The sequence below is a fragment of the Syntrophomonas wolfei subsp. methylbutyratica genome (genome assembly GCF_001570625.1).
GTDB classification, from domain to species: domain Bacteria; phylum Bacillota; class Syntrophomonadia; order Syntrophomonadales; family Syntrophomonadaceae; genus Syntrophomonas; species Syntrophomonas methylbutyratica.
Window position 1 is genome coordinate 38,452 of sequence record NZ_BBQT01000020.1, and the last position, 19,589, is coordinate 58,040.

19 protein-coding genes are annotated in these 19,589 nt (G+C 45.2%); 6 read left to right on the top strand and 13 right to left on the bottom strand.

Going from position 1 to position 19,589, the window contains the following annotated elements:
• Positions 1 to 99 precede the first annotated feature (99 nt).
• Positions 100 to 1,449 (bottom strand): SpoIVB peptidase, encoded by a 1,350-nt coding sequence (gene spoIVB / locus AWB54_RS12505; protein ID WP_061214935.1) that lies wholly within the window; start codon positions 1,447 to 1,449, stop codon positions 100 to 102.
• A gap of 633 nt (positions 1,450 to 2,082) precedes the next feature.
• Here spoIVB and AWB54_RS12510 point away from each other — a divergent pair.
• Entirely contained in the window at positions 2,083 to 2,508 is a 426-nt protein-coding gene (locus AWB54_RS12510) for an Hsp20/alpha crystallin family protein (RefSeq protein ID WP_061214936.1), read from the top strand.
• Between the two features lie 79 nt (positions 2,509 to 2,587).
• On the opposite strand, the gene recN is transcribed toward AWB54_RS12510, so the two are convergent.
• From recN to AWB54_RS12540, 6 genes are all read right to left on the bottom strand, one after another.
• Entirely contained in the window at positions 2,588 to 4,291 is a 1,704-nt protein-coding gene (gene recN / locus AWB54_RS12515; RefSeq protein WP_061214937.1) for a DNA repair protein RecN, read from the bottom strand.
• A gap of 434 nt (positions 4,292 to 4,725) precedes the next feature.
• Positions 4,726 to 5,187 carry an arginine repressor gene (gene argR, locus AWB54_RS12520; protein ID WP_061214938.1) on the bottom strand — a complete coding sequence of 154 codons (462 nt, stop codon included), beginning with the start codon at positions 5,185 to 5,187 and terminating at the stop codon, positions 4,726 to 4,728.
• A 49-nt stretch (positions 5,188 to 5,236) separates the two neighbouring features.
• Positions 5,237 to 6,043, bottom strand: a complete 807-nt coding sequence (locus AWB54_RS12525) for an NAD(+)/NADH kinase (protein WP_061214939.1) — start codon at positions 6,041 to 6,043, stop codon at positions 5,237 to 5,239.
• Positions 6,040 to 6,852, bottom strand: coding sequence for a TlyA family RNA methyltransferase (locus tag AWB54_RS12530; RefSeq protein ID WP_061214940.1), 813 nt, complete (start codon positions 6,850 to 6,852; stop codon positions 6,040 to 6,042). The genes AWB54_RS12525 and AWB54_RS12530 overlap by 4 nt, the downstream gene beginning before the upstream one ends.
• On the bottom strand, positions 6,839 to 8,755 hold the full coding sequence (dxs, locus tag AWB54_RS12535) for a 1-deoxy-D-xylulose-5-phosphate synthase (RefSeq protein WP_061214941.1): 1,917 nt from the start codon (positions 8,753 to 8,755) through the stop codon (positions 6,839 to 6,841). Before dxs ends, AWB54_RS12530 begins: the two co-directional genes overlap by 14 nt.
• Positions 8,756 to 8,760: 5 nt before the next feature.
• Positions 8,761 to 9,330 (bottom strand): hypothetical protein, encoded by a 570-nt coding sequence (locus AWB54_RS12540; RefSeq protein ID WP_061214962.1) that lies wholly within the window; start codon positions 9,328 to 9,330, stop codon positions 8,761 to 8,763.
• A 910-nt stretch (positions 9,331 to 10,240) separates the two neighbouring features.
• Between AWB54_RS12540 and AWB54_RS12550 the strand changes: the two genes are divergently transcribed.
• Positions 10,241 to 11,650, top strand: coding sequence for a hypothetical protein (locus tag AWB54_RS12550; RefSeq protein WP_061214943.1), 1,410 nt, complete (start codon positions 10,241 to 10,243; stop codon positions 11,648 to 11,650).
• 35 nt (positions 11,651 to 11,685) lie between these two features.
• Here the strand turns inward: AWB54_RS12550 and AWB54_RS12555 are convergent, their stop codons facing one another.
• Positions 11,686 to 11,898 carry a hypothetical protein gene (locus tag AWB54_RS12555; RefSeq protein ID WP_061214944.1) on the bottom strand — a complete coding sequence of 71 codons (213 nt, stop codon included), beginning with the start codon at positions 11,896 to 11,898 and terminating at the stop codon, positions 11,686 to 11,688.
• A 180-nt stretch (positions 11,899 to 12,078) separates the two neighbouring features.
• On the opposite strand from AWB54_RS12555, the gene AWB54_RS12560 reads away from it, so the two are divergent.
• Positions 12,079 to 12,285: a hypothetical protein gene (locus tag AWB54_RS12560; RefSeq protein WP_061214945.1), complete on the top strand. Its 207-nt coding sequence runs from the start codon at positions 12,079 to 12,081 to the stop codon at positions 12,283 to 12,285.
• Positions 12,279 to 12,632: a type II toxin-antitoxin system PemK/MazF family toxin gene (locus AWB54_RS12565; protein ID WP_061214946.1), complete on the top strand. Its 354-nt coding sequence runs from the start codon at positions 12,279 to 12,281 to the stop codon at positions 12,630 to 12,632. The genes AWB54_RS12560 and AWB54_RS12565 overlap by 7 nt, the downstream gene beginning before the upstream one ends.
• Before the next feature lie 186 nt (positions 12,633 to 12,818).
• Here the strand turns inward: AWB54_RS12565 and AWB54_RS12570 are convergent, their stop codons facing one another.
• The gene (locus tag AWB54_RS12570) at positions 12,819 to 13,175 is read right to left on the bottom strand and encodes a PadR family transcriptional regulator (RefSeq protein ID WP_061214947.1); all 357 of its coding nucleotides are present in this window, start codon (positions 13,173 to 13,175) and stop codon (positions 12,819 to 12,821) included.
• Positions 13,176 to 13,220: 45 nt separating this feature from the next.
• Positions 13,221 to 13,745 (bottom strand): hypothetical protein, encoded by a 525-nt coding sequence (locus AWB54_RS12575; RefSeq protein WP_061214948.1) that lies wholly within the window; start codon positions 13,743 to 13,745, stop codon positions 13,221 to 13,223.
• A 418-nt stretch (positions 13,746 to 14,163) separates the two neighbouring features.
• On the opposite strand from AWB54_RS12575, the gene AWB54_RS15460 reads away from it, so the two are divergent.
• Together AWB54_RS15460 and AWB54_RS12585 are read left to right on the top strand one after the other, a co-directional pair.
• Positions 14,164 to 14,421, top strand: coding sequence for an RNA polymerase sigma factor (locus AWB54_RS15460; protein WP_268873654.1), 258 nt, complete (start codon positions 14,164 to 14,166; stop codon positions 14,419 to 14,421).
• Entirely contained in the window at positions 14,408 to 15,280 is an 873-nt protein-coding gene (locus AWB54_RS12585; RefSeq protein ID WP_061214950.1) for a DUF4367 domain-containing protein, read from the top strand. The genes AWB54_RS15460 and AWB54_RS12585 overlap by 14 nt, the downstream gene beginning before the upstream one ends.
• A 129-nt stretch (positions 15,281 to 15,409) precedes the next feature.
• On the opposite strand, the gene AWB54_RS12590 is transcribed toward AWB54_RS12585, so the two are convergent.
• The 3 genes from AWB54_RS12590 to AWB54_RS16730 all read right to left on the bottom strand — a co-directional run bounded on the left by AWB54_RS12590 (position 15,410) and on the right by AWB54_RS16730 (position 19,265).
• Entirely contained in the window at positions 15,410 to 16,639 is a 1,230-nt protein-coding gene (locus AWB54_RS12590) for a glycoside hydrolase family 3 protein (RefSeq protein ID WP_061214951.1), read from the bottom strand.
• Positions 16,640 to 17,166: 527 nt separating this feature from the next.
• Positions 17,167 to 19,023 carry a thioredoxin domain-containing protein gene (locus tag AWB54_RS12595; RefSeq protein WP_153014733.1) on the bottom strand — a complete coding sequence of 619 codons (1,857 nt, stop codon included), beginning with the start codon at positions 19,021 to 19,023 and terminating at the stop codon, positions 17,167 to 17,169.
• A 68-nt stretch (positions 19,024 to 19,091) separates the two neighbouring features.
• The gene (locus tag AWB54_RS16730; RefSeq protein ID WP_153014734.1) at positions 19,092 to 19,265 is read right to left on the bottom strand and encodes a DUF255 domain-containing protein; all 174 of its coding nucleotides are present in this window, start codon (positions 19,263 to 19,265) and stop codon (positions 19,092 to 19,094) included.
• Positions 19,266 to 19,589: the final 324 nt, after the last annotated feature.

Below are 19,589 nucleotides of genomic sequence, written 5' to 3' on the forward strand. Positions count from 1 at the left end.
GACCATGCTCCATAAACTTCCTGCTTTCTTTTTCCACAAAATTAATGCATATTCCAGCAGTTGCTGCGAAATTTGAACACTAATTATGCTTATTAAGCGTTAATGGGCAATGATTCCCCAAGTATCCCGGGAATTTGTCGAAACCTTGGACCAGGGGTTAAGATTGCTGGGAATTTCAGAAAGCATATTATCCATAAAGATGCCATACCCCCGGGTTGGATCATTAAGAAAGACATGAGTAATGGCCCCGATTATCTTGCCGTTCTGAATAATCGGACTCCCGCTCATGCCCTGTATAATTCCTCCCGTAAGGTTTAAAAGGCGTTGGTCTACAACTCTTACTATCATACTTTTCCCATCCTGGCGTTCCGGAAAAACTTTCTCAACCACTACATCAAACGATTCAATATCATCGCCATTTACCACCGTCAAGATCTGGGCCTTACCTTCATTAACCTGGTGAGCATAAGCTACTTCCATGGTATAAATAGCCAACGGGTTAGTAATCTCATCTCCGGTTTTTCCAAAAATACCTGAATAGCTGTTTTTTATAATTTTTCCCTCAATCTCTCCCTCACCATTGAAAACACCAATCTTTTCCCCCGGCTGTCCTGGTTTGCCCGGCTTTATCCCTTGAATGGAAGCACTGACAATTTTGCCCTGCAAAACATCAATCTGCTGTTTGGTATCAGCATCGATGATCACATGTCCCAGAGCTGCAAAGATTTTACTATCCGGTTCCCAAAAAGTCAGAGTGCCGACACCTACTACTCCATCCCGCACATAGAGGCCAATCCGGCAGCGATTGGTTTCCGGGCAGTAAGTACTGCGAACTGTAATGGAAAGTTTTTTGCTGCCTCGTTTAATACCGAGAAGTACACTCTTTTTTTCGTCAATTATCCTGGCTAACTCGCTTTCGCTGTGCAAAGGCTGGCCATCAACCTGGTAAATAATATCCCCGATTTCCACCCCCTGCTCCCGGGCCGGATAGGCTTTCTTTCCCTCACTGTCACTTACCGGTGCATAGCCTACGACCATTATGCCCTTGGACTGCAGTATAACGCCAATGGAATGACCACCTGCCACAACTCGTTTGGTGGGTAAGGTTTCGACCGCCATGGATTTCAAAGGTATGTAACCCAAGAGTTTTAATTTGACGTTCACCTTTCCCGGTTTTAAAGCTAAGATTTCGTAACCCGATGAGTTCGAGCTTATAGTTACCGGGGGATCCTGGGGTGCAGCAAAAACGCTTCGAGACGGGCTTATAACCTGCATCTCAATTTTATCTTTGAGTTTTTCCGGCAGTGGCAGGGATATGGTACTGGATTCACCCACTACTAATCTCTGGTATTGAGGAAGGTTTAACAGGCTTTGGGCCTGTGGGGTAATACAAAGGGCAATAAGCAGCAACGATAATACTATTCCCAGCCAGGGGCGAATTCTCTGCAAAATCTGTATCCTCCCGCTCCAATTAATATCGGATATTTTTCCCCCGGCCACGGGTAAATATACACAAAGCAAAGAATTGCTATTAATGACTTGGAAACTCTAAAAGAAAAGTGAAGGATAAGGGGTGAGGGTTAATATACTAGGATATCTCATCATTCAAAGACAGAATCGGATTCACTTTTCATAAGTGCATGTATTCTAAGACATGAAGGGCTGGCTAAAATTACTGTTTTTTCTATTAATTTGGCGTATAATTTGATTAGCTATGCAGGATGCCTCCTACTCCTGGCAATCCCAGGAGAGGGGGAATGCTTATCAGTATAATTGAATTGCTTATGTTGTTGTCCCTGGTAGTTGCCATAATTGGCGTAACCAAAAAATAAAGCTAATACATAATGTATTAGCTAAATTCATAATAACTTTTACGCCAGGAGTCATGTTGGCCTCCCGCATAGTAAGAGGTTCTCAGTTCCCGCTGGGAACCTCTATTTATGATTATAACATAAAATCAAAAAATAATACTTGCTATTTTTTCCTTTCAATTTTCATTCATCTATCCTTTGACTTTATTTGACCTTTGTTGTATAATATCATTGTAGAAATATAATAATAATGTGAAAAAGGAGGATGCTTATGTTTGAACTAACACCATTCAGGAAGAGAAGGGACATGATGAACAGCCTGTTGGGGGGGGACATGTTAAAGGAGTTCAATGATTTCTGGTACGGCGCGGCTCTAAATATGAAAGCCGATATCAAAGAAAACAACAAGGAATACATTGTAGAAGCAGAACTGCCGGGAGTAAAAAAGGAAAACATTAATGTGGAATTAAAAGATCATACCCTGACCATAGCTGCTACACAGGATGAAGAAACCAAGGACGAGGGTATCAACTATGTGCGCAGGGAGCGGAGGACCGGTAGTGTAAGCCGGAGCTTCTATGTGGAGAATGTGGACCAGGAGGGAGTAAAAGCCGACTATAAGGATGGCATTTTGAAGATCATGCTGCCCAAGCTAAAAGAAACTCCTCCCGACAAATATCAAGTTAAGATTGACTAAACTTAAGCCCCCCTGCTTTCCCCAGGGGGGCTTTTGCTGTCGCTGCTTGTATCCATCCTTTTACCACACAAGTGCCTGCTCACTCTCTTTTCACCGCTGCTGGAGTCAGCTCTCTCCGGGTGAGCATTTCGCGAGCATGTTCCAGGGCCAATGGGGAGAAATCCTCTCCCTCCAGCATACGGGCAATCTCTTCTACCCGAGCCTCAGCTTCCAATTCCCTCACTGTAGTAAGGGTGCAGTCTTCACTGCTGGCTTTTTCAATAAGAAAATGCTGGTGAGCCAGGCTGGCTATCTGGGGGGAATGGGTTACCAGTATAAGCTGGTGCTCCAGGGATAATTCATATAATTTACTGGCCATGGCTGCCAATGCTGTTCCGCCAACCCCTACATCAATTTCGTCAAAAATCAGGGTGGGTATCATATAAATCCCGGCCAAAGCCTTTTTTAGGGCTAAAATAAAACGAGACCTTTCTCCTCCCGAAGCGATCCGGGATAATGAATGCATCTCCTCACCGGGATTGGGGGAAAACAGGAAATCCACCTGATCCATGCCCTTAATGCCCGGGGTTTCCCGGGGCTCCATCTGAACGGCAAATTTCACCTGAGGCATGTTAAGCTCCTGAAGTTCCATATCTACGCTTTCCTGTAGCTTTTGCGCCGCGCTTTGCCTCAATTGGCTGAGTTGAGCTGCCTGATGATGGTATCTTAACTTTAATGCAGCTATGGATTCTTCCAGCTCTTGCTGTTTTTCTCCGCTGTTCTCCAGATATTCCAATTCCAGGCGAGCCTTTCCCAGATAATCCAGGATTTCATCAATACTCTGACCATATTTGCCTTTAAGCCTCTGCAGCTGGTATAGTCGTTCCTCACTTTCCTCCAACAAGCCTGGTTCAAAATCCAGGGAATCTCGAAATGATGAGAGCTGAGAGGCAATATCCTGCAGAGAATAATAAATCTCTTCCAGGGGAGTTTCCAAACGGGATAAAAATTCATCCTCTTTCAGGCGACCCAGGTTCTCCAGGCTTGCCGAAATTAAATCCAGGGCACTTTCATCAGCATGCTGGCGATGGTAGAGCAGTTCCAGTATCCTCCCGGTTCCTTCCTCCAGAGCTTGAGCATTCTTTATTCTTTGGTTAAGAGCCAGAAGTTCCTCTTCTTCTCCGCTGCGTAAGCCGGCTTTTTCTATTTCCTCTATTTGGTAGCGAATGAAATCTACCTTCTGCAAACGATTCTGTTCGTTGTTCTTATAGTTTTCCAGCTGCCGTTCTTCATCTCTTATCTGCAGGAAGAGGCTTTCCATCTCTTTCCCTATATCCTGGCCTTCCTCAATGAAACCATCTACGAATTGCAGGTAGTTTTGCGGGTTTAAAAATCCGCTGCTTTCATCTTGCAGGTGCATATCTATCAGATGCCTGGCCAGGCTTTTGAGGAAGCCGGCATTTACATTACGTCCATTTATGCGCGCCAAACTACGCCCGCTGGTAGCGATTTCGCGGCTTACTACTATGCAATCCTCTTCTTCCTCCAGCAGTCCGTTCTCCAGCAGTACTGAATGGGCTGCACTATTATTCTCCACGGCAAATACTGCTTCAACTATGGCCTTTTTCTGGCTGTCCCGCAGGAGATCGTTTCTTACCCGTTCGCCCAAAACCAGTCCCAGGGCATCAATTATTATGGATTTACCCGCTCCGGTTTCGCCGGTAAGCACATTCAAGCCCTGCTCAAAAGAAAGCCGCAGTTCTTCGATAAGTACGAAGTTTTTTATGTATATCTCTTGCAGCATTTGATCCCCTTCATTCAAAATCAGAAGTTGTCATGCGTTCATACTTGATTCTACTGCAAAAAGTTATTAATATTCATTGGCTTGTATAAATATACCGCTCCAGCGTCCTTAATAGCGACCACAGGGAGCATCAGTTGTGCCCGACAGGGCGCTTCGCATGGGCAACACCTGCGGCTTGTCTCGCGGCTCAAGGGGTACCGCGCTAATCTCCCATCCTGGTCGGCAACCTTAATAGTGACACCCGCAGGGTGGAACACCAGGAGTACCCGCAGGGTGAAGCGCTCTCGCGACGTCCTGTCGCTCGCCCCCTTTCGCCGCTCGCCTTCGCCGGGTGTTGCATCCCATGCTTCGCCAACGCTCGCTTTGTATATTTATGCAACCCTTATGCAACAAAAGGGGTTTTTGCAGTGGAGTCATACTTCTATTTCATACAGCTAGCGGTTGCTTTTCAACATAAGCTGCTCGAACTCTTCCAGAATACCGGGAGCAGCCTCTTTAGGCTTGACCACTGCCAAAATGGTATCATCACCCGCAACCGTGCCTATAATGGTGGGCCATTCGGCGGAATCAATAAGCGAAGCTACCGCATGGGCAGAACCAGGAAGAGTTTTAATAACAATCAGGTTTTCACTATAGTCAAGTCCCAGCACCGAATCCTCAATAACCCTCTTCATCCGTTCATATGAGCCCTTCACCCCCGGAGTATCCGGCAGGGCATAATGGTACCCGTCTTTATCCGCTACTTTGATTAACTTGAGTTCCTTGATATCCCGCGATACCGTGGCCTGGGTAACATCAAAGCCCTGGTTCTTGAGAGTTTCACACAATTCTTCCTGGGTTCCTACCTCTTTTTGGCTGATAATATCAATTATGCAAAGCTGCCGGCGCAGTTTCATTTTTGCCCTCCTTTATTTATCCTTACCTCTTATATTCATTAAACAAAGCTCACTGGCGCTGTAAACTCCTGTCAATAGAAGTAAAGAAAGGCTTGGCTTTTAGATTAACCATTAGCAACGGGTGAGGGGCTCGTTTTATCAAAACCCGGTTTTCATCTCCAAAATCCATCTTTATCTGGCCATCTATTCCTATAATTGCTTCCCGCTCTTCGAGAAGACGAAGGCTTATTTCCCGTTCCGGAGATACTACCAGGGGTCGCTTGTTAATTATGTGGGAAGCCACCGGGGTAATAATGAAGGCATCAAGCTGCGGGTCGGCAACCGGTCCTCCGGCGGATAGGGAATAAGCCGTGGAACCAGTGGTAGTTGACACGATTAAGCCATCCCCCCTGTAAGGCTCCAGTTTTTGCCCCGATATTTCCAAGGCAAAGCTCAGCATCCGGGGACTATTGGAGCGCAAAAGCAGTTCATTCAGACAAAAAACCCGGGTCAAAAGTGATTGTTGGTAAAAAACCGCCAATTCGAGCATCATCCTCGCTTCCAGTGAGTATTCCTCTCGTAAGATAAGCGGTAAATATTCTGCCAATTCGTTAATTTCAATATTGCTTAAGAAACCAACGGTGCCCATATTCACACCTAAAACCGGGATAGCTCTTTGTCCATAACGGCGGGCCGCCCTTAACATGGTTCCATCACCACCCAGAACCATGATAAAATCTACGGTTCCGGCATAGGGTTCATCCAGACCATTGTCAATAATTACCTCAATATTAAGAGCGCTAAGCTGCCCCGCTATCTCCTGAGCCTTTTTTTCCGTATTTTCCTTGAAACGATTGTTTACTAAAATAATCTTCACTTTTTGCCTCCCAGTTTTTGCTGAGCCTCTTCCACTACCTTCTCAACCACTTCCTCTATTCGTTCACAAGGCTTAGCTTCTTTCTTCAACTGGATAAAGAATTCGATATTCCCCTTGGGACCGGTTATAGGGGAAAAGCTAACCGCGGTACAGTATAGATTTTCCTGCTGAGCAGAATTAATGCAATTAAGTAAAACCTCACGATGAACTGCCGGGTCACGCACCACGCCATGTTTGCCCACCTTGTCCCGGCCCGCCTCAAACTGGGGTTTGATTAAAGAAACAATTACCCCGTCCTCCTTAAGCAATTCCTTGATAACCGGAAAGAGCAGGGTAGTAGAAATAAAGGAAACATCCATGGTAATTATATCTACTGCTTCTCCCAGTTCTTCCCGAGAAAAATAGCGTATATTTCTTCGTTCCAGGTTTATAACCCGGGGATCATTGCGCAGTTTCCAATCCAATTGACCATAGCCCACATCAAGGGCAAATACCTTTATAGCGCCATGCTGCAGAGCACAATCGGTATAGCCGCCGGTTGAGGCCCCTATATCCAATACCACCCGCTGGGAAAAATCAAGCCGGAAATCCTCTATAGCCTTTTCCAGCTTAAAACCACCCCGGCTGACATAACGGGATAGATGGCTTTTAAGCTCAATCCTGGCTTCTTCATCTACGGTGGTTCCGGGTTTATCTACCATCTGCCCGTTTACCCGAACCTCCCCGGCCAAAATCATGGCCCGGGCTTTTTCCCGGCTGGGGGCCAACGCCTTGTCGTGCAGCAAGCTATCCAATCTAATTCTGGCCAAACTTCAGCAACTCCCACCTGCTTCCAGCGCTAAAGAGCTCCGGCCATTTTCTGGCAATTCTCTCCAGTATAGAATCAGGATTCATATTGAGCTGTTCAAAAAGCAGCTCTACCCGGCCATGCTCGACAAATTCATCCGGCAGGGCTATATGCAATAACTCGGCATCAATTCCTTCTTCCGCCAGCATCTCTCCTATGGCACTGCCAAATCCCCCGGCCCGGGAGTTATCTTCGATAGTGAGCAGGCGGCGGTATTTTTGAGCAGCCCCGGCTATAACCCGGCGATCCAGAGGCTTTACAAATCTCGCATCCACCAGCAGCGGGTTAACCCCTTTGCCAGCCAGGATATCAACCACATCCCGGCCAATAGATACCCCTCTTCCTATGGCAATAATAGCCAGATCCTGCCCCTCTACAATTAACCGGGATTGTCCCGGTTCCAGCAGCTGACGTTCGGACTTAATCCTGACCCCTTCCCCCACTCCCCGGGGATACCTGATCGCTACCGGTCCTTCCATAGAGAAGGCGCTGTGGAGCATGTCCACCAGCTCGTTCTCATCAGCCGGAGCCATAATGATAAGATTGGGGATATGTCTCAAATATGAGAAATCAAAGGCACCATGATGGGTAGGGCCGTCTTCCCCGACCAGACCTGCCCGGTCTATGGCAAATATCACCGGCAGTTTTTGCAGGGCCACATCATGAACTATCTGGTCGTAAGCCCTTTGCAGAAAGGTAGAATACACCGCCACTACTGGCCTTAAGCCTGAGGAAGCCATGCCAGCAGCCAGGGTAACGGCATGTTGTTCACAAATGCCTACATCGAAAAAGCGCTCCGGAAATTGCCGGGAAAACTCGAATAGACCTGTACCACTGGTCATGGCTGCCGTTATAGCCACTAATTTATTATCCCTTTGAGCCCGGTTAAGCATAAAATCGCCAAAAATTTCGGTATATGTCTTCAAGCTTTTCTTCAACTGGGTACCGGTATCAACATCAAAAGGCCCCACACCATGAAAGATATCCGGTTTCTGAAAAGCCGGTTCATAGCCTTTGCCTTTTTGCGTTATAGTATGAAGAAGGATCGGACCTTTCATCTTTTTTATATTGCTCAAGACCGCTTTCAATTCCGCCAGATCATGACCATTTACCGGTCCAATATAGGTAAATCCCAGTTCTTCAAAAATTATTCCGGGAACCATCAGATATTTTACCGTATCCTTAAACTTTCCCGCCGCCCGGGCCAGATTCGGGCCTATTCCCGGAATGCGGTTTAAAACACTTTCTATTTCTTCTTTGGTTCGAGAATAGGAAGGATCGGTGCGGAGACGATTAAGATAAGCCGACATGGCACCAACATTTTTAGAAATGGACATCTCATTGTCGTTAAGTACCACAATCAAGTCAGAATCCTCCTGACCCGCATGATTTAAGGCCTCAAAGGCCATTCCTGCAGTAAGAGCCCCGTCACCAATTACCGCTACAACCGAATTGCTCTGGCCCTGAAGGTCACGAGCCAGGGCCATTCCCAGGGCAGCCGAAATGGAAGTGCTGCTATGACCCGTATTGAAAGCATCGTGTTCCGATTCTTCCACCTTGGGGAAGCCGCTTATTCCTCCATACTGGCGCAAGGTACTCATCTGCTCGCGGCGACCGGTGAGTATCTTATGTACATAGGCCTGGTGACCTACATCCCATATTATTTTGTCTTCAGGACTATCAAAAACCGTGTGCAGGGCCAGGCTCAGTTCAACCACGCCCAGGTTTGAGGCCAGATGGCCGCCACATTTGGCTACGCTTTTTACCAGCAACTGCCTGATTTCATTGGCCAGTTGCGTCATCTCCGGAAGGCTTAGTTTTTTGAGGTCGCGAGGTGAATTAATCGTGTTTAGAATCTCATCCATAAGCTTCACCTTCTATTCTTAAACAGTTCCATTCCACTCATCTTTTCCCACCAGGCCAGAATTATTGCTACTCTAAAGATAATATTATTGGCCTGATTTACCGCCAGGCTCTTGCCCACCGCTTTGCCCCCGACCGTCAAGGCCGCAATAAAACTGGTCATCATAGCTCCTGCTAAAATTATATCCAAAAATACCAGTTCATTTACCAGGCTGATTACAATTCCGGCGCCTATGGCGCCGCTCAAGGTACCGGCGATATCCCCGATAACATCATTGCAGAAATTGGCAACCAGATGGGCATTTCCCACCAGCTTAACCGCCTGTTTAGCCCCAAATATTTTTTTTGCCGCCCGGGCATTAAAGGGCGGCATCTGGGCAGCGGTAGCTGCTGTTCCTATTATATCAAAAAATATTCCCAAAAATATTACCGTCAATAAGAGAATAAGGGCTACGATAACATTGTTAACGGCTCTTACCAGAGCTTCAGAACCCAGGCTGACCAAAAGAGCAATAAAAAATGTAAAAAAGGCTACCAGTAGTCCGGATATCAGGTTATCCTTTTTTATATAGCCCATCAATACGCTGTTTCCTCCAGGAAAAGTTCTGGCAAAAGGTTGTCTGTCGAGTAAACGCTGCGACATAGGTCCAGCAGGTTTTCCCAGCAGGTCACCCGAATGTTGCCATAAGGGCGGTTTCCCTTTATGCCTGCTCCATAACGTTGCCGCTTATGGGGCTGGATTACCACTAAGTACACACTTTAATCCCCGACAAACTATGTTCCGCAACACACAGTCTAGGAGTTTTCCTCAACAACCCACATCAATTCTAGCCTCTTTTGCAGCACCCGGTTTCAGAACAGGCAATTATATCCTGGCCGGGATATGATTACCCACTAGAGTTCATCCGCCGCCACCACTCAAGGCAGGCTACACTGCACCCAGCTTATACCGGAATGCAGGTTTTCCCTTCACTGGTCATACCGTGAAGAGCCTCCACGAATACAGGGGTCATGCCCGCATGCCGTTGCGGATTGCCCCTGCACTCTTAACTCCCAGCACCGACCCCTGACTGGGCGTCACAAGCCGGCACCAGAAGCTTCATCGATGTGCCCTTTACGGATTTTTAGGCCCGTCTTCGAAATTGTATAGGGTTGACTAGAATACTGCAACCTTTTGCCAGTTTTCTTTCAGCTTATTATTATATCAAAAGAAACACACTTCTGCCAGTAAAAGTGATTCCGGAGGGTGGATAGGCAAATGGTAAATTCATCTTGCGTTGCAAATCCAGGCTATTGGGAGCATACAAGCACAGCAGCAAGCTGCCCCATTTGAGGTGTCATAAGACTTGTGGGACCTTTCTACCAGGATAAATAACCCCGAAAAATAGGAAATATAGCTGATACTGGAATCCGTCCATTTCATTTAGTATAAAAGTAGTATAGTAATACCTGGCATCTTTTAGCTAAGTTGAGAGGTGAATCAGCATATGAAAGCAAATATGGAAAAAAGCAAGATAGCAAATAACATCCCGGCTGAACTCGAAAATAGCCTGGAAAAAATAATCCATTTTGGGGGGATATCCCGCAATTCAGCCGAACAGCTTAAACAGGGCTTGGATAGCTTTGGCCATTTGCAGCAGCAGTATGCCAACGATAAAAAGATTCGGAAGGTAAGGGAGCAGGTTAGCCCGGTATTTTTTGAGCTATATACGGCGGTGTTGAAGAAAGTTGCCGCAGAAGGCTATTCTGATCCGCTGTTGAAGATGTTTCTTTGCTTTGGCTATCTGGATGAAAGACTTTTGCTGCCTGAGCAAATCAACAGTCTTTACCAACTGGCCGAAAGTATTGATTTTGGAAGAAAGGATGCAATTTACACCATTGACAACTGGTTGGTAAACATTTATAAGCAGGATGAGGAGCCTTCGGTAAATCAATTCGGCCATGACTATAATGAAGTTTTCCGCGAAAAGAAAAAACGGGGAGAACTGAGGGATACCGATAAGCCACAATATGATAATGATGCCAGCGGCAAGCTGCAACATGAAATAGAAAACCTATTTAAGCTCGGTCAACGAATTTGTCATGGCTCCAGCGCCAGCTATTTCCCCGTGCTTTATTCCGCTATCCTGCCAAAAGATTTTACCAAAAGTCTGCTTACTCCTCAGAAAATTAGGGAAAGCGTGGAAAGGATTCTGCAAGTTGACTATTCAGTTTTTCACCGGGAAATCGTATACCACCACCCGGAGATTGGCATAAACAAGCATATCATTATGAAACAGGTCTGGCCTGATTATATTCTGGTACCAACGCCAGGTTCCCGCGGCGTAATGTGGCAGGAATTGACCGGACGGGTGAGGAACTCATCCGCGCGATTTGTCTTGCCTCTTTTCTGTAACGACAACCTGGATACCATTCTGCTGGAGATAATGGCTAATTTCCGTTGGGAATTGTCGCGCAGCACCTCCAGTTATGTCAGAACCAGCAGTGTATCAGACTCACTGATAGGGGAATACAGTGATTACATTCAGTTTTTCAAAAAGAACCGGAATCTCACTGAAGAGGCCAAAGAAAAACTCCGGCTGCAGATTGAAAAACACCGCAACAATACCCGGGAAATATTCGCAAGCGATTATAAAACCTGGATAAATTTCGAAGCCCGGGGCTTGTTGCGCCTGAATAAAGTGGCCCGGCAAATTCTCTTTCAGCACTGCCCTTTTTCCCTCTCCATCAGGGAAAGCCTGGAGAAGCATCCTCTCTATAACGCCCAGATTTCACGCATGAACAACCTCCGCAATCGTGAAATCAAGATTCTTACGGCCAATTACGCGCGGCTGACTAAGAACGGAGCTCCTCTGGATCCGGATTTAGAGCAAAATCTTTTGTATTATCAGGGATAAATTAGACGTAAGTTTTTACCGTCCTTCATATACCTTTAACTATTTTCCGCAAGTGAACTTAATATCCGAATTGCTTCCTCTAATTCCACGTCTTCACCGTTGGCGACACGAATAGCGTTCTCCATGGTCATCGGTATCCGTATAGAAGGGCTTACCCCGCCAATCCCATTCCGGCTATCCAACTGGATTTCCTTGTTCTTATCAAGCGATTGACCAGATGGCCATTTTACTATAAGCCCGCCCGGCATTAAAGCTTCGGCGCCGCATAATCCAAACGACCTATGGGTCCGAAACCCATTTGATTGCATATTGTGATAGTGCTAGTGATATAATACAATATAAATAAACCATAGTAGAAAGCGAGGTTATCTAAACTGAACAGGAATAAACAAGTTACTTTTAATCTTCCCGAGGATTTAATTGAAAGAATGACCTGGTATGTTCAGCAGAAGATTGAACCCTCTAAAAATGCAATTGTACGCAAGGGCATTGAGCTATATTTGGAAATACTAAAACAAGAAACCTTGCAGAAAACTATGGAAGAAGCAATTAACGATACTATGTTTATGAATGACCTGACCGAGAGCATGAGGGATTTCGAAGCTATTGATAGAGAAGGGGATTCTCTATGGTAAAGGAATATCAATGGAATATATTCTGGGTTAACCTTGATCCTGCCAAAGGTTCAGAACAATCCGGTACTCGTCCGGTACTGGTTGTATCTACTGAACCAGTAAACAGAGCTTTGCCAGTTGTAACAGTATTATCAATCACTTCAATGAAACCGGGTAGAAAAATATACCCGACTGAGATACGCTTGCCACAAAGAGAAAGCGGTTTAGATATGGATTCGATTGCCATGGCCCACCAGATTCGTTCAATATCCAAAGAGCGATTAGGAACTGTTTGCGGAAAAGTCAACAACCCTGAGTTAAGGGAACAAATCCATAAGACCATAATGTTATACCTTGGAATAAGTTAGTCCTCCATTGCATCTAATCCACCCAAATTATCCGCTTATTAAATATATCCTGATTCCAGCAGCTCATCCATTCCTACCAGTGGCTACCGGCAGGTAAAATTCTCGCATATATAAGCCGGGCTGGCTCCAACTTCAGAAAACAGGTTGTCAATATAGGTAGTTATTTTCTTATTTGTGTTGATGGAATTATCGCTCTTGAACATCTTCAAGCCCCCCCTTAATCAGTATATCTAGAACTTCCTTGGCAAAGTTCCAATCTACTATGTTCTGCTGATATACTTCCTTACCTCTGGTTGTAATGCGGTAATATTTCCGCCTGCCGCCCTGGGATTCATCTCCCCAATAGGAAGCTATCAAATGATCCTGTTCCATACGACGAAAAGCAGTGTAGAGGGTTGCTTCCTTTAGTTCATATTGATGACCGCTTAAGGTGATTATCTTTTTATAGATTTCATACCCATAGCTGTCCCCCTGGCGCAGGACATTCAAGATAATGGTATCGGTATGGCCTCGAATAAGATCGTTTGAAATGGTGCTGCTCATTTTATAAAATGTGCCTCCTCAGATTCAAAGGGTATCTAATCAAAATTAAATAGAAGCTTTTAAATTACAGCCCGGATCTTCGGGAAAGATAATAGGCTTAAATGTCCTTGGCTTAAAAACGGATAATACAATCATGATAAGCATGAACAGAATCTGCAAGGAAACAAATAGCAGAACAAGCCCACCGTCAGCAAATCCGCCCAAAAAATGCGTAGCCTCTATCTTTGCAAGTACAGAGACCATTTGACTGATGCCTCCTAAGCCAGTGCACAGGATAATTAGCAGAACGAAAATCCACTTTAATAGAACCCACTTATACTTAAAAAAGCCCCAACTGGAGAAAAATCCATAGATAATTCCTTGAATTATCGTAAATATGGCTGCTGGCATGACTATTTTTTGATACAGCTTCGGCACTAATGGAGCGATAATTAAAAAGTCATTTTTGTTTAATTGGAAAAAGCACATTATAACCAAACCCAATATACACACTACTGTTCCAAACCATATGCTTACTGAAAAAATATGCAAAATGCGTATCCACCGCATACCGGCCTTGTTCAATTTCATTGTCGCATTTCCTTCCTGTTGTTTTTATAGCAAACTGTGTCGTTAGCTCTACTTTTTCTTTTTAAGTACATAATAATAAATAGTACTATGGCTGTCAAGGTAATTTATAATAATATTCTGCCCCATCACCACGCTGTAACCTTGCGCCGGAGTCCTGGGGGGAGTTGGAATAAAGATATGGACCAGGTGGGTGGTTCAAACTATGCAGAACTACTGGAATAATGACCCAGGCGTAGTCAATGATCTGATTGCCCAGAACGTGGCAATGATAGAGAACATGGAGTTCAATAATGATACTTGACGAACCCGGTAAATCCCTTGATGCGATTCATACTCACAAATTAATGATTCAGCTTGCGAGATTATCTGCCGATGAGAAGCCGTCTATTATTCTGGTAACTCATGAATTTCATCAGGACTGCCTACCGCGAGCAGTTTCCCGTCGGCTAAAAGCCTCTGGAACGAAACTCATAATGAATTACTAGCGGCACTGGCTACCCTTGGGGATAGAGAACGCAACATCATCGCCATGAGGTTTGCAGCCAATTTGAAGAATCGCGAAATAGCTAGTTTGTTGGGACTTTCCGAGAACAATGTGGGCATTATTGTTTATCGGAGCCTGCGCCAATTGCGGGAGATTCTTTCAAATAAGGAGGGGAATCATGACCGAGTATAAGCAGGCCGAACTCTTTAACCAGTCAGTGAACGAGATTATGGAGGGGAAAACCCCATCCCAACCTGGAGACATTGTTGAGCAACAGCTGTTTCAACTGATAGCCAGGCTTAAAGATACAGATTTCAGCCGGGATAATCTTGCGCAGGCAAGAATGCGCAATAGACTCTTAAGCCGTTGCCGGGAAAAAGATTCTAAGGACTATAAAAAGGAGGGTATTATGAAAAAGCTATTTGAACAACACCGGACCGTTACCGTTTTTGGAAGTCTGGCCTTAATATTTATGCTGACCCTGACCCTGGTTTTTCCAGGAACTGTTACCGCGGTAGCCGATAATGTAGGTGACAATATTATCAAGATGCTCAAGCTGGGCAAGTACAGTACAGTAATACAGATGGACGATCCCGCACCGGCCGAAAAGAAGGAACTGACCGAGGAGCAAAAAGAACAGCTGCGTAAGGAAGAGGCAGCCAGTGCCAAAGAAGATGAAAATTATAAAGTTAAATACGCCAGCATCGAGGAAGCTCAAAAAATTGCCAGTTTCAAAGTACAGGCCCCGGACTATCTGCCGAATGGTTATGAATTGAAAGAAGTTGTAGGATACAAAGGCTCCGGCGATTACATCAATCTTTACTTCAAGGGAAAGGGAAGAGATATAATCATAAGGGAAAGGGTTATGAATGAACATACTCAGTTCACATACGGTACCAGCGGGCAAGTGGATGAGGTAGATATCAGCGGCGTAACCGGTGCCCTGGAAGAAAGCAATGTAATGTGGGAAAAGGACGGGGTAAGCTATTCATTGATCTGCAAAGGATTTGAACCGGAGGAAGCATTGAAAATTGCCCGGTCGATAAAATAATCTATCACAATCAATACAATCCTCTACAGATAAGGGACTGGTATGTGTAATAACGCCAGTCCCTTATCGCTGCAATAAGCTTTAGTAGAAACAGCTCTTGCCGCATCAATTGCCGGCTGACCGTCCCATTCAATCAGTTCCGCACCGGCACGTATTCCGGCTACCCATGCCGGGCTGCAGTTTACCGTTATTAATTTCCACCACACCTAGTTTTAGCTTTAGAGCTAATATTCTGGTCACGGATTTATCAATCGTAGTTTCCGGTATATCACCATTTTTGACTGCTGCCAGCATGGCTTGATAAGCACGGTTCAGATCGGACGGCATCAAAATAATATCTGTACCAGCTTGAACCGCTCTTATTACAGTATCCTCCGGACCAAAGTGATCAGTAATGGCCTTCATTTGCAGGGAATCAGTTACAACTACTCCTTCAAAGCCCAGGGTATTCCTGATTAATCCGGTAAGCACTGGAGCGGATAAAGTTGCCGGCACATAGATGGGGGTATTATCCAAGCGAGAGATAAGCATTGATGAATCGATAGCTGGAAAAGTTACATGGGCTGTCATAATAAGATCAACCCCAGCGTTTATAGCAGTCTGGAAAGGCTTTAACTCTACCTCGTCCAGACGTGAACGGTCATACGGGACCGATGGCAGCCCCAGGTGGGAATCTACAGCCGTATCGCCGTGGCCGGGGAAATGCTTGGCCGTGGCGGCTACTCCGGCATCATGAAGCCCCTGTATATAAGATACTCCTAGATCGGAAACCAGCTGAGGGTCAGATCCGAAGGAACGCACCCCGATAACCGGGTTATCAGGATTGACATTAACATCGACTACCGGAGCAAAGTTTATATTTATTCCCAGCGCGTGCAATTCTGCACCAATTGCTTGACCCACGCGATGACAGGATTCAGTTGAACCGGTGGCTCCCAGGGCCATATTCCCCGGCATTACTGTCCCGGATTGCAGGCGGTTTACTACCCCGCCCTCCTGGTCAGTACTAAGCAAAAGAGGAATCGAACCGGCCGCCCGCTGCAGTTGATCTACCAGGCGTACAGTTTGCTCAGTGTCAACCAGGTTTTCCCGGAAAAGAATCACTCCACCGATATGATGTTGCTGTATAACTTGAACAATCTCTTCATTAATTTCACATACATTTTTACCATTCCATTGTCGAAAATCAGGCATAAACATCTGCCCAACTTTTTCTTCTATACTCATCTTTTCTACTATCGCTAGTAGTTGTGCTGTAGTATTTGGGTCTGAATCCGCCCGGGCCACTCCTCCAACAATAATGCTGAAGATAGTTATAAATATAAGCAGCAACCCTGCCAGGCATCGATTAATTCGCATTTTTATACCTCCTCTTATTTCTCCCCAAGGACAAAAAAAGCTTCAAAAGCACCAGACTTCTGTTGGCCATAAAACCAGCAACACTTCTTTGCCAGCATTTTTAAACGGAAATTAAGCATCGGAAGAAACTGCGGAGCAATTTCAACACAGCGCTGCAACGAGGCGGGGATTAGAACCCGCCGCCCGTTTTGTTAAGAGGAGCCCGACCCCTTAAAGAAGCGGGGGACATATTTCACCTCGTTATAGATTTTTCCCTTACATCAATAACTGCCACACCATGCCTACATTTATCAATATTATAGCAATTATGGAATTAGCACTAGCAGATTTTTAGATAAAATGGGGGTAGTGTTATGCTAATTAATGGTAGTAATACAATATTACCCGGCGATATCGTTTAAGGGGAAAGCCAAAATAAAACACCTGCCTTTCAGATTTCGGAAGGTGTTTTATAAAGCAGCTATTTTAAAATAATCAGGCATCAATAGATACCCCTATCATTCTATTTCCGCTTATATCTCCGCTTATTAAATATATCCTGATTCCAGCAGCTCATCCATTCCTACCAATGGCTCCCGGCAGGTAAAATTCTCGCATATATAGGCGGTAAGCTTGCCCTCTATACCAGGCATGTGCTGCAAATAGGGAGCTCTGGAACCCAATATTTCACTAGTTTTTGATTCATTTAAAATTATCAGTCTATGGGGATCATAACGAGAATTAAGCAACTTTAACATTTCCGAAGTTGCCTGGTTTTCCGACTCAGCTGCCACTACAACCTCACTTCCCGGATATATCTGAAAGATGGCCGCCAGCAACCAGAAAGAATGGGCAGTTGGATACTCCTGAATCTCTGCTGCAAAGTAATCCATAGCCTGTTGCGCTTTTTCCTGCCAACTCAGGTCGGAACTTAGGCGGGCCAGACGCATGAAATTAAGAGCTGCTACAGCATTGTACGAGGGCATGGCTCCATCATAGCCTTCCTTGGGGCGGGCCAATAGTTGCTCCGCATCCAAACCATAAAAGAAAAAGCCTCCCTCTTTTTGATCCCCAAAATATTTATTTAGATCTTCGCTGAGTTCTAGAGCCAGGGCCAGGTAATGACTATCAAAACCAGCCTCATAGAGTTCTATCAAACCCCAGATAAAATATGCATAATCAGCTGCATAAGCCAGGTATTCGGATTCTCCTTCCCGGTAGCGAGCGAGAAGCCGGCCATCCGGCCGGCGCAAATTCTCTTTTACAAAATCAGCTGCCCGGCGGGCTGCCTGCAGATAGCTTTCATCCCCCAGGACGCGGGCTCCCATAGCTAAAGCGGCTATCATCAAACCATTCCAGCCAATCAATACTTTATCATCTTTTAAAGGCTTTATCCTTTTCTCCCGGTAATTAAACAATTTTTGCCGCGCGGCTGCAAATTCCTGGCGGGGCTCTTCAAAGTTTGGCGTTCGAGTAAGATTGGGTATATTCCTACCTTGAAAATTCCCCTTTTGACTAATATCGTAGGTCCGGGCCAAAGATTGGATTTGCTCACCCAATATCTCCGTTATTTCATCCTTATCCCATAAATAGTATCTTCCCTCTTCACCTTCGGAATCAGCATCTTCCGCAGAATAGAAGCCTCCTTCCGGGCTGCTCATATCTCGCAGGATATAGCTGAAAATATCCCGCGCTACCCCCGCATAAAATTCTTTGGTCGTTAGCTGGTAGCATTCCAGGTAGGCCATGGCTAACAACGCATTATCATAGAGCATTTTTTCAAAATGGGGAACCAGCCATTGACGATCGGTTGAGTACCGGGCAAAGCCAAAACCAATATGATCGTAAATACCTCCCCGGTACATACTTTGCAATGTTTTCTCCACCATTTCGAGGGCTTGCTCTTCATGCCTAAAATGGTAGTAGCGTAACAGGAACAACAGGTTATGGGGTATAGGGAATTTCGGAGCAGACCCAAAACCACCCCATTCCGCATCAAACGCCCGGGCATATTGCTTAAATGCCCGGTTTAAAAGCTCCTCACTTATGGGCTGGCCTGCTTGTTTTGCATCCCGCTTGATTATATGCCGGCTAATCTCTTCCCCGGCTTGCCGCAAAGATTCCCGCTCCTTATTCCAGAGTTCCACAACACGGGGAAGCAGTTCCAGCAAACCCCAGAGACTTCCCCGGCTGCTGCGGGGCAAATAAGTAGCCACATAAAAAGGCTTCTTATCCGCATCCATAATTACGGTCAGCGGCCACCCCCCGCTCCCGGTTAAAGCCTGACAGGCCATCATATAAATGTGATCAATATCCGGGCGCTCCTCCCGGTCAACCTTGATGGAGATAAAATTCTGGTTTAATAAATCAGCTACAGCCTGATCTGCAAAGGATTCATGGGCCATCACATGACACCAATGACAAGTAAATAAATTGTACCTGCAATTTCTTTAATAATTTAGCCCCAAAAGGGCTAAGAATAGCCTATGGACAAAAAGATAGGTTTGTCTTCTTTTTGGGCCTTCTGGAAGGCTTCCGGACTCCATGCATACCAATTAACTGGGTTATAGGCGTGTTGTAAGAGATAAGGGGATTTTTCTCTAATGAGTCTATTTGCTTTTCGCTGTTCTTTATCAGGTAAAGTCATATTTTCTTCACCATTCCTTATTTTTTATTTAGGGTTCCATAACTTAATTTGTTTGATTCTATAAAAAAGTTGCTTTAATTTTGATGAAACCAGCAAGATGCCTTTCCCTCACTTGCTATACATTGCCCAAAATCATGAAACCCTGACCCCATTTCCTTGCTCAAGTATGTTTAACCTACTAATAATATGCTATGTTATACTGAAATGGAAAAAGCAAATTCCTATCTAAATTCTACTTGTTTATAGCCATAGGAAGAGAATTACACTGATAACCAGTTAATGTCGCCAGCGGATATTTTTATGTCTGTGGGGTGGTGGCTTTTA